Origin of the sequence: Tepidimonas sp. (genome assembly GCF_036825565.1) — a bacterium.
In the GTDB taxonomy this organism is placed as follows: Bacteria; Pseudomonadota; Gammaproteobacteria; order Burkholderiales; family Burkholderiaceae_C; genus Tepidimonas.
This window is the reverse complement of the sequence record NZ_DAISXZ010000082.1, coordinates 1-9,420: the sequence shown is the minus strand read 5'-3', so window position 1 is coordinate 9,420 and position 9,420 is coordinate 1. Positions and strand designations below refer to the sequence as shown.

Sequence of the window (9,420 nt, the reverse complement as noted above, 5' to 3'; positions counted from 1 at the left end):
ACGGCCGCCCGCCGGATGGGCAGGCTTACCTGGCCGAAGTGCGGCGGCGCGCGACCGCCGATTGACCCCACGGCCCCACCCGGCAAGACCAACCCAGCAAAAAGGCCCCGACGGGCTGCACCCGTCGAGGCCTTGGCACGGGGTTCACCGTGCCAGCCGCGGCAGCATGGAGGGTCTTGTCACACACTGCCGGAAGCAACGGATTGCTTCCATTGGGGGTTGCCAGGCCAAGGCGTTTGCCGCCGAGGCGGGCCCGTCGGACCAGAAGGGCATCGCTGCCACCGTGTTTCTGATCGCGACGCCTTCAGTGTACGCCACGGCCCGGTCCCTTGGGGCTGAATTTTTTCGATGACGGACACCCCTTTGTTGGGTAAAAAATATGACCCGTCTCGCCCGGGGGGCGCCCCGACGACGCTTTATTTATGAATTGCAGGTATAAAAATCACGATCTAAAGTATTGACTCGTCATTACAAGCCCCCTACCATCGCGCCCGTTTCGTTCATCGTAATCCCGAGAAAGGTCGGTGCCCCGCCACGCAGCGCGCGGCGATGCGGCATCCCGCCAGCCGGCTCCGCCGATGGCCCCTGGATGCCACCGACCTTTTTCGCAAGCCGCCAGAGCCGGCACGCCGCTGCATCCGCCGCAGCCGTGCCGTGGAGCACGCCCCGAGGGGCGACTCCGGGTCGGTCCCCGTTGCCCACCGCGGCACACCCGATCGACCGCCCGACGCAACCCGCCCCGAGAGCGGGAGCGCCGGACGGCTTGTTCATTCCCAGAAAGGAGTGTGTGCATGACCACCACGTGCATCGACACCCAGGATCGCGCACCGGCCTGCTCCCCGAGCGGGACCCCGCGCGTCGCGCCCGTTCAAGGACTGGCGCAGATCGTGGCGCGCGTCTGGGCGGCCGCTCGTCACGGCATGGCGTTGTTTGGCGTCGCGACCCTGGTGGCCGTCGTGCTGCTGGCCACCCAGCCGCAGTTGCGCGCCGAGCTGGAACGCGGCGCGACCGACTGGCTGCTGGGCCGCCAGGCTGCCACGGTCGAGGACGACGAGCTCGCCGCGCCCGAGCGCGTGCTGGCCGCCAACCTGAAGGATCTGCCACCCGAGCAGGTGCGCGTGGCGCACTGGCTGGCGCGCAAATACCGCGTGGCCAGCGAACCGATCGGGGCGCTGGTCGCCGAGGCCTACCAGCTCGGCCCGCAGTTGCGGCTGGACCCCGCGCTGATTCTGGCCGTCATGGCCATCGAATCCCGCTTCAACCCGTTTGCGGCCAGCCCCGTGGGCGCGCATGGCCTGATGCAGGTGGACACCCGCGTGCATGCCGACAAGTTTGAAGGCTTTGGCGGCACGCTGGCGGCTTTCGACCCTTTGAGCAACCTGCGCGTGGGCGCCGAGATCCTGCAGGACGCGGTGCGGCGTGCCGGCTCGATCCCGGGCGGCCTGCGCCTGTACGTCGGCGCCGTCACCCACGACGGCCGCGATTACATCGTCAAGGTGCTGTCCGAGTACGAGCGGCTCAAGCGCGTATCGGGCGGGCAGCAGGTGGGTTTTCAGGCCACCATGCCGCTGCCTGCATCGATCGGCCCGGCGGCACCGGTGCTGCCGGGCGAGCCTGCCAGCACCCCGCAGATCGAGGCGGACGCCGCGCCGCGCGCCGCGGCCGCGCCGTTGGCCGCCCGGGCGTCCTGATAAAATTTGCGGCGCGCGCGACTGGCGATAGGCCTCGGGGCTGGTTGTTGTCCCGTCAAGCAGCAATGGCCGACGTGGACCACCACGGGGGAGCGCGCAGCACAACGTCACCTGCGGTATGCCGCCTCGCCGTTCGCCTGGGCAGCCCGTGAGGCGTGACCACCGCCGCGGGTCCACCGACCACGTCAGGACTGCCATGTTCAGCCGCCACATCCTCATCGAACAGACCGACCCCGAGCTGTGGGCCGCCATCCAGGCCGAAAACGCCCGCCAGGAAGCCCACATCGAGCTGATCGCCAGCGAGAACTACGCGTCGCCCGCGGTGATGGCCGCGCAGGGCACGCAGCTGACCAATAAGTACGCGGAGGGCTATCCGGGCAAGCGCTACTACGGTGGCTGCGAGCATGTGGACGTGGCCGAGCAGCTGGCCATCGACCGCGTCAAGCTCTTGTTCGGCGCCGAGGCCGCCAACGTGCAGCCGCATTGCGGCGCCAGCGCCAACGAGGCGGTGTTCCTCGCCTTCCTCAAGCCCGGCGACACCATCATGGGCATGAGCCTCGCGGAAGGCGGGCACCTGACGCACGGCATGGCGCTGAACATGTCGGGCAAGTGGTTCAACGTCGTGTCGTACGGGCTGAACGAGCGCGAGGAAATCGACTACGACGCGCTGCAGGCCAAAGCGCGCGCGCACCGGCCCAAGCTGATCATCGCCGGCGCCAGCGCCTACAGCCTGCGCATCGACTTCGAGCGCATCGGGCGGGTGGCGCGCGAGGTCGGCGCGATCTTCATGGTGGACATGGCGCACTACGCCGGCCTGATCGCCGCCGGGGTCTACCCCAACCCGGTGCCGCACGCCGACGTGGTCACCTCCACCACGCACAAGAGCCTGCGCGGCCCGCGCGGCGGCATCATCCTTATGAAGGCCGAGCACGAGAAGGCCATCAACAGCGCCGTCTTCCCAGGCCTGCAGGGCGGCCCGCTGATGCACGTGATCGCCGCCAAGGCGGTGGCGTTCAAGGAGGCGCTCAGCCCTGAGTTCAAGGCCTATCAACAGCAGGTCATCCGCAACGCCCAGGCGATGGCCGAGACGCTGCAGCAGCGCGGGCTGCGCATCGTCAGCGGCCGCACCGAAAGCCATGTGATGCTGGTGGATCTGCGCGCCAAGGGCATCACCGGCAAGGAGGCCGAGGCCGTGCTCGGCCAGGCGCACATCACGGTCAACAAGAACGCCATCCCGAACGATCCGGAAAAGCCGATGGTCACCAGCGGCATTCGCCTCGGCACGCCGGCGATGACCACGCGCGGCTTCACCGAGGCCGAGGCGCGCCAGACCGCCAACCTGATCGCCGACGTGCTGGACGATCCGCGCAACCCGGCCACCATCGAGCGCGTGCGCGCGCAGGTGGCGGAGCTGACGCGGCGCTTCCCCGTCTACGGGTGATGCGATGAAGTGCCCCTTCTGCGGACACGCCGACACCCAGGTGGTGGAGACGCGCGAGTCCGACGACGGGGTGTTCGTACGCCGGCGCCGCCGCTGCGGCGCGTGCGACCGGCGCTTCACCACCTACGAACGCGCCGAGGTGACGTTTCCGCAGGTGGTCAAGAAGGACGGCCGCCGGGTCGATTACGACGCGGCCAAGCTGCGCGCCAGCCTCGCGTTGGCGCTGCGCAAGCGACCGGTCAGCACCGAGCGGCTGGATGCCGCCATCGCCCGCATCGAGGAAAGGCTGCTGGCCGACGGCGCGCGCGAGGTGCCGTCGCAGCGCTTGGGCGAGTGGGTGATGCTGGAGCTGCGCGAGCTCGACCCGGTGGCCTACGTGCGCTTTGCCAGCGTCTATCGCAGCTTCGAGGACGTGGAGGCCTTCAAGTCGCTGATCGACGAGGTGCGGGGCTGACCGCAGTGTCGGCGCCCGTGCGGATCGGCAGCCGCACCTGGGCGACGAACTCGCCCTCCGACTCGTAGGTTCGCAGACGCGCCGCACCGCCGTACAGCAGCGCCAGCCGCTCGCGCAGGTTGGCCAGCGCCAGCCCGTGCCCGCCCGTGGTCACCTCGGGCGGCGGCAGCGGATTGCGCACGAACAGCACCAGGTGGCGGTCGTCGCGGAACGCCTCCACCGTGACACACGCCCCCTCCGGTCGCGGCTCGACCCCGTGGCGAACGGCGTTTTCCACCAGTGGCTGCAGGGTTAGCGGCGGTAGCAGCGCATCCGCCGGCGCGGTGTCCACATGCCACGCGATGCGCAGCCGCTCGCCCAGGCGCACCTGCCCTACCGCCAGATAGGCCTTTGCCAGGGCCAACTCCTCGCGCCAGGGCACGAGCGTACGCGGCTCGGCCAGCAGGGCGCGGTAGAGTTCCGCCAAATCCTCCAGCATGGCTTCGGCACGCGCCGGGTCGCGCCGAATCAGTGCCAGCACACCATTGAGGCTGTTGAACAGGAAGTGCGGGCGCATGCGCGATTGCAGCGCCTGCAGCCGCGCCTCGGACAAGGCGGGGGACAAGCGGTGGTGGCGCCAGTCGAAGTAGCCCGCAATGCAGCCCCACACGGCCAGCGTGGCCACGACGACGGTGGGCGGCGTGGGCACCGCCAGCCCCCAGCCCTGCAGCAGCGCCCGCCAGGCCAGCGCCACCAACACCGCGACCAGCGCGGTGATCAGCAGCGCCCGCCAAGGAGGGCAGCGCCGCAACCTCGGCGACAGCAGTGCCAGCGCGGCCGCCACCGACAACAGGGTCGGCTCGAACAGCGCGCCGGCGGTCAGCCAGCCCCGGAGGGTGGCGTCGGCGGGCGAGGCCCCCAGCACCCACCACAGAGCGCGCAACCCCTCGGCCAGCAGCAGCAAGCGCCATTGAACCCCGAGGTCACGGAAGTCGGGAATGACAAACCGCGCAGCGGCCATACGATGGGGGATGGATTCCGGGGTCGGCGAATGGAAAGAGGCAGCGGTAAGGGGCCTGACGGCGGCACGCCATGGGAGCCCGACCGACCCGATGGTAGCGCCCACCACCGGTGCCGACCACCCCCTGCGAAACTGCGACAATCGCGGTCATGTTCACCGGCATCATCACCCGCGTCGGGCGCATCAAGCGGTACCAACCCCTCGGCACCGGCGTCGACCATGGGCTGCGGCTGCACGTGGCGGCCGGGGGCGACTATCTGGCCGATGTGGCGCTGGGCGACAGCATCGCCATCAACGGGGCTTGCATGACCGTCACGTCGCTGGACCCGACGCAGGGGGTCTTCACCGTGGATGTGTCGGCCGAATCGCTCGCCCGCACCGCGGGCCTGGACCGCCCCGGCCCGGTCAATCTGGAAAAGGCCATGCGCCCGGCCGACCGGCTGGGCGGGCACATCGTCAGCGGGCACGTCGATGGCGTGGGCACGGTCACCCGGCTGGCCGCCGTGGGTGAGTCCTGGAACCTGTGCGTGCTGGCCCCGCCCAACCTGGCCAAATATCTGGCCTACAAGGGGTCGATCACCGTCAACGGGGTCAGCCTAACGGTCAACCACGTCACGGACCGGGCGGATGGCTGCGAGGTCAGCATCAACCTGATCCCGCACACGATGCAGCACACGGCGCTGGGCGCGTTGACGGTCGGTGCGCGGGTCAATCTGGAGGTGGATATGATTGCGCGCTATGTCGAGCGAATGCTGTCGCTCGCTGCCGTGCCACCGACCGCCTGACGGCGCCTGCGCGTCGCCTGCCGACCCCGCGGCCCGCCGCGCCGCCTCCCCGCCTACCCCAGCATGAGCACTGACCCAAACGCCACCGATGCGGTGGCACCCATCGCCTCCGTGGAAGAGATCGTGGCCGAGCTGCGTGCCGGCCGGCTGGTCATCTTGGTCGATGAGGAGGACCGCGAAAACGAGGGCGACCTCGTCCTGGCCGCCGACCATGTGACCCCCGAGGCGATCAACTTCATGGCCAAGTACGGCCGCGGCTTGATCTGCCTGACCTTGACGCGCGAGCGCTGCGAGCAACTGCGCCTGCCGCCGATGGTGCCGCGCAACGGCACCAAGATGGGCACTGCCTTCACCGTGTCGATCGAGGCGGCCGAGGGCGTGACCACGGGCATCTCGGCCGCTGACCGGGCCCACACCATCCGCGTCGCCGTCGCGGCCAGCGCCCGCCCAGACGATCTGGTGCAGCCGGGCCATGTGTTCCCGCTGCAGGCGGTGGACGGCGGCGTGCTGATGCGCGCCGGCCACACCGAGGCGGGCTGCGACCTCGCGGCCATGGCGGGCTGCACGCCGGCCGCCGTGATCTGCGAGATCATGAACGACGACGGGACCATGGCCCGGCTGCCGGATCTGCAGCGCTTCGCCGCGCAGCATGGTCTGAAAATCGGCACCATCGCCGATCTTATCGAACACCGCAGCCGCACCGAAAGCCTGGTGCGGCGCGTCAACAGCCGAGCGTTGGCCACCGCCTTTGGCGAATTTACCGCCTACGCCTACCGCGACCAGACCAGCGGTGGGGTGCATCTGGCGCTTATCAAGGGCCAGTGGGGCCCCGACGAGGTGGTACCCGTGCGTGTGCACGAGCCGCTGTCGGTGCTGGACGCGCTGGAGACCGGCCGCCGCATGCACTCCTGGAGCCTAGAGGCGAGCCTGCGCCATCTGCAGCAGGCCGGCCGCGGGGTGGCGGTGCTTCTCAACTGCGGCGAATCGGCGGACCAGTTGCTGGCCCAGTTCGAGGGCACGGCCCGCTCGGCCCAAGCGCCGGAGCGTGGCCGCATGGACCTGCGCACCTACGGCGTGGGTGCCCAGATCCTGCGCGACTGCGGCATCCACCGCATGCAACTGCTAGGCCACCCCCGCCGCATGCCCAGTATGACGGGCTATGGGCTGGAGGTGGTGGGCTTTCTGCACCCTCCAACCACGGAAGGAAACCCGACATGATGGGAGCCCACAAAAGCGACGGCCCGGCGCTGGACGGCCGCGGCCTGCGCATCGGCATCGTACAAGCCCGCTTCAACCAGGGCATCACGGACGCGCTGGCCGCCGCCTGCCGCGACGAGCTGCGGGTATTGGGCGTGGCCGAGGCCGACGTGGCGCTGGAGCAGGTCCCCGGCGCACTGGAAGTGCCCCTGGCCCTGCAGGCCATGGCCGAGAGCGATCGCTTCGACGCGCTGGTGGCGCTGGGCTGCGTGATCCGCGGCGAGACCTACCACTTCGAGCTGGTGTGCAACGAGTCGGCCGCCGGCATCACCCGCGTGGCGTTGGACCACCACATCCCGATCGCCAACGCCATCCTGACGACCGAGAACCTGGCGCAGGCCGTCGCCCGCCAAGACGAGAAGGCGCGCGACGCCGCCCGCGTGGCGGTGGAGATGGCGACTCTGCTGCGGCGCTTCCCCGTGGACTGACCCGCACGGTGCCCGCGCGGTCTGGGACAATACGGCCCATGACCAAAGCATCCGAAAAATCCGCCCGCACCCGCGCGCGGGAGTTTGCCCTGCAGGGGCTGTATCAGCACCTGGTGGGCCGCAACGACGCGCAGGACATCGACCTGTTCACACGCGACCTCAGCGGTTTTCACAAAGCCGACAGCGCCCACTACGACGCGCTGCTGCACGGCTGCATTGCCCAAGGGGCCGAGCTGGATGCCCGCCTCGCCCCGCTGCTGGACCGCCCACTGGCGGAGCTGTCGCCCATCGAGCACGCGGTGCTGTGGATCGGCGCCTACGAATTCCTGCACTGCGTGGACGTGCCGTGGCGCGTCGTCATCAACGAATGCATCGAACTGGCCAAGTCGTTCGGCGGCACCGACGGGCACAAGTTCGTCAACGGTGTGCTCAACCGGCTGGCGCCGCAAATCCGCGGCGACGAGGTGGCCCGTGACCCCGCCCGCCGCGGCTGAAGCGATGGACGCCGCGCCGCTGCACGCCTGGCCCATCCGGGTCTATTGGGAAGACACCGACGCCGGCGGCATTGTCTACTACGCCAACTACCTGAAGTTTTTCGAGCGGGCACGCACCGAGTGGCTGCGCGGGCTAGGCCTGGGGCAGCAGGCGCTGCGCGAGCGCACGGGGGGCATGTTCGTCGTCAGCGCTGCCGAGGCCCGCTATCTGCGCCCGGCGCGGCTGGACGACCGGCTGGAGATCCGTACCCGCATCCGGGAACTCGGACGGGCCTCGCTGACACTGCAGCAGCAGGCGTGGCGCACCGACCCGACCCCGACCCTGCTGTGCGAGGGGACGGTGCGCATTGGCTGGGTGGAGGCCGAGGCGATGCGCCCGGGCCGCCTGCCCGCCGAGGTGACCGCGGCCCTGGCCCCGGCCTGGGCATCGACCCGGCAGGCCGACTCCGACAAGGACCTTTGCGCATGACGCACGACTTTTCCGTCATCGAGCTGATGCTCAACGCCTCCTGGGTGGTCCAGGCGGTGGTGCTGCTGCTGATTGGCGTGTCGGTCACGAGCTGGGCGGCGATTTTCCGCAAGGTGTTCGCCCTCAAGCGGGTGCGGCACCTGACGGACGACTTCGAACGCGAGTTTTGGTCTGGGGGCAACCTGCAGGATCTATACGCCGCCGCGGCGCGCAACGCGCGCGAGGGCAGCCCGATGGAGCGCATCTTCGCCAGCGGCATGCGCGAGTTCCAAAAGCTGCGCGAACGGCGCATCACCCAACCCGACGCGCTGCTCGACGGCGCTCGCCGCGCCATGCGCGCCGCTTATCAGCGCGAGCTCGACGCCCTCGAAGTCAATCTGTCCTTCCTGGGCTCGGTGGGGTCGGTGTCGCCCTACGTCGGCCTGTTTGGCACGGTTTGGGGCATCATGCACGCCTTCACCGGGCTGGCGGCGCTGACCCAGGTGACACTGGCCACCGTGGCCCCCGCCATCGCCGAGGCGCTGGTGGCCACCGCGATCGGGCTGTTCGCGGCCATTCCGGCCGTGCTGGCCTACAACCGGTTCGCGCACGACATCGACCGCCTGGCCAACCGGCTCGAGACCTTCATCGAAGAGTTCTCGAACATCCTGCACCGCCACGCCGGCGTGGCACCGGCCGGCCACTGACGCGGGCACCGTTTTTCCGACCGGAGGACCGCCCCGCATGCCCGCCATCGCCCCCCGCGGACAAGGCCGCCGCGCGATCACCGAGATCAACATGGTGCCCTTCATCGACGTGATGCTGGTGCTGTTGATCATCTTCATGGTGACCGCCCCGCTGATCGTGCCCAGCCAGGTCGAGCTGCCCAGCGTCGGTCAGGCGGCACGCCAGCCGGATCGCTTCGTGCAGGTGATCGTGGAGCGCGACGGCCGCCTGCGGCTGCGCGACAGCGCCCGCAGCAGCGGCGAGGCCGACGTGGTCACCCTCAAAGATCTGCCCACCCGTGTGCAGGCCATCCAGGGCGCGCCGGGGGCGGACGGATCGGTGAGCGTGCCGATCATCATCAGCGGCGACAAGCGCGTCGCGTACGAACAGGTGATGCAGGTGATGGATGCCCTGCAGCGCGCAGGCGTTGCCCGTATCGGGCTGGCCGTGCAGACCGACCCCGCGACCCGTTGATCCGCTCCCCACCATGCTGGCCACGGCCGACGATCTGGACCTGAGCCCGCCGCCCGCCCCGGGCGGCTGGGCACCCTGGGTGCTGGCGCTGCTGGCCCACGGACTGCTGGCGCTGGCGCTGGCCTGGGGCTTGGCGTGGCAGCGCGAGACGATCACGGTCGCCTCGGCCGAACTCTGGTCGGCGCTGCCGCAAGTGGCCGCCCCCCGTGCGCAGGAGCCGCC

11 protein-coding genes, 1 pseudogene and 1 riboswitch are annotated in these 9,420 nt (G+C 69.8%); of the genes and pseudogenes, 11 read left to right on the top strand and 1 reads right to left on the bottom strand.

Annotation, left to right across the window (positions count from 1 at the left end; genetic code table 11):
* Nucleotides 1-791 precede the first annotated feature (791 nt).
* The 3 genes from V7026_RS10030 to nrdR all read left to right on the top strand — a co-directional run bounded on the left by V7026_RS10030 (nt 792) and on the right by nrdR (nt 3,586).
* On the top strand, nt 792-1,691 hold the full coding sequence (locus tag V7026_RS10030) for a transglycosylase SLT domain-containing protein (protein WP_334155243.1): 900 nt from the start codon (nt 792-794) through the stop codon (nt 1,689-1,691).
* 7 nt (nt 1,692-1,698) lie between these two features.
* Nucleotides 1,699-1,841, top strand: a riboswitch (ZMP/ZTP riboswitch).
* Nucleotides 1,842-1,887: 46 nt separating this feature from the next.
* Entirely contained in the window at nt 1,888-3,132 is a 1,245-nt protein-coding gene (gene glyA, locus V7026_RS10025) for a serine hydroxymethyltransferase (RefSeq protein WP_334155242.1), read from the top strand.
* A 4-nt stretch (nt 3,133-3,136) separates the two neighbouring features.
* A complete protein-coding gene (gene nrdR / locus V7026_RS10020; RefSeq protein WP_334155241.1) occupies nt 3,137-3,586 on the top strand; it encodes a transcriptional regulator NrdR in 450 nt (149 codons plus the stop codon).
* On the opposite strand, the gene V7026_RS10015 is transcribed toward nrdR, so the two are convergent.
* Nucleotides 3,555-4,586, bottom strand: a complete 1,032-nt coding sequence (locus V7026_RS10015; protein WP_334155240.1) for a sensor histidine kinase — start codon at nt 4,584-4,586, stop codon at nt 3,555-3,557. The genes nrdR and V7026_RS10015 overlap by 32 nt on opposite strands.
* Before the next feature lie 149 nt (nt 4,587-4,735).
* On the opposite strand from V7026_RS10015, the gene V7026_RS10010 reads away from it, so the two are divergent.
* From V7026_RS10010 to V7026_RS09975, 8 genes and pseudogenes are all read left to right on the top strand, one after another.
* Nucleotides 4,736-5,371 carry a riboflavin synthase gene (locus tag V7026_RS10010; protein ID WP_334155239.1) on the top strand — a complete coding sequence of 212 codons (636 nt, stop codon included), beginning with the start codon at nt 4,736-4,738 and terminating at the stop codon, nt 5,369-5,371.
* A gap of 63 nt (nt 5,372-5,434) precedes the next feature.
* Nucleotides 5,435-6,589, top strand: coding sequence for a bifunctional 3,4-dihydroxy-2-butanone-4-phosphate synthase/GTP cyclohydrolase II (gene ribBA, locus V7026_RS10005; RefSeq protein ID WP_334155238.1), 1,155 nt, complete (start codon nt 5,435-5,437; stop codon nt 6,587-6,589).
* Nucleotides 6,586-7,056 (top strand): 6,7-dimethyl-8-ribityllumazine synthase, encoded by a 471-nt coding sequence (ribH, locus tag V7026_RS10000; protein WP_334155237.1) that lies wholly within the window; start codon nt 6,586-6,588, stop codon nt 7,054-7,056. The genes ribBA and ribH overlap by 4 nt, the downstream gene beginning before the upstream one ends.
* Before the next feature lie 38 nt (nt 7,057-7,094).
* Complete coding sequence (gene nusB / locus V7026_RS09995; RefSeq protein ID WP_443082346.1) at nt 7,095-7,550, top strand: transcription antitermination factor NusB; 456 nt, start codon at nt 7,095-7,097, stop codon at nt 7,548-7,550.
* A gap of 4 nt (nt 7,551-7,554) precedes the next feature.
* Nucleotides 7,555-8,019, top strand: coding sequence for a tol-pal system-associated acyl-CoA thioesterase (gene ybgC, locus V7026_RS09990; protein ID WP_334155244.1), 465 nt, complete (start codon nt 7,555-7,557; stop codon nt 8,017-8,019).
* The gene (gene tolQ, locus V7026_RS09985; protein ID WP_334155236.1) at nt 8,016-8,705 is read left to right on the top strand and encodes a protein TolQ; all 690 of its coding nucleotides are present in this window, start codon (nt 8,016-8,018) and stop codon (nt 8,703-8,705) included. Before ybgC ends, tolQ begins: the two co-directional genes overlap by 4 nt.
* 37 nt (nt 8,706-8,742) lie before the next feature.
* Nucleotides 8,743-9,198: a biopolymer transporter ExbD gene (locus V7026_RS09980; protein WP_334155235.1), complete on the top strand. Its 456-nt coding sequence runs from the start codon at nt 8,743-8,745 to the stop codon at nt 9,196-9,198.
* 13 nt (nt 9,199-9,211) lie between these two features.
* Nucleotides 9,212-9,420 (top strand): annotated as a pseudogene (locus V7026_RS09975) (cell envelope integrity protein TolA); the annotation flags it as partial.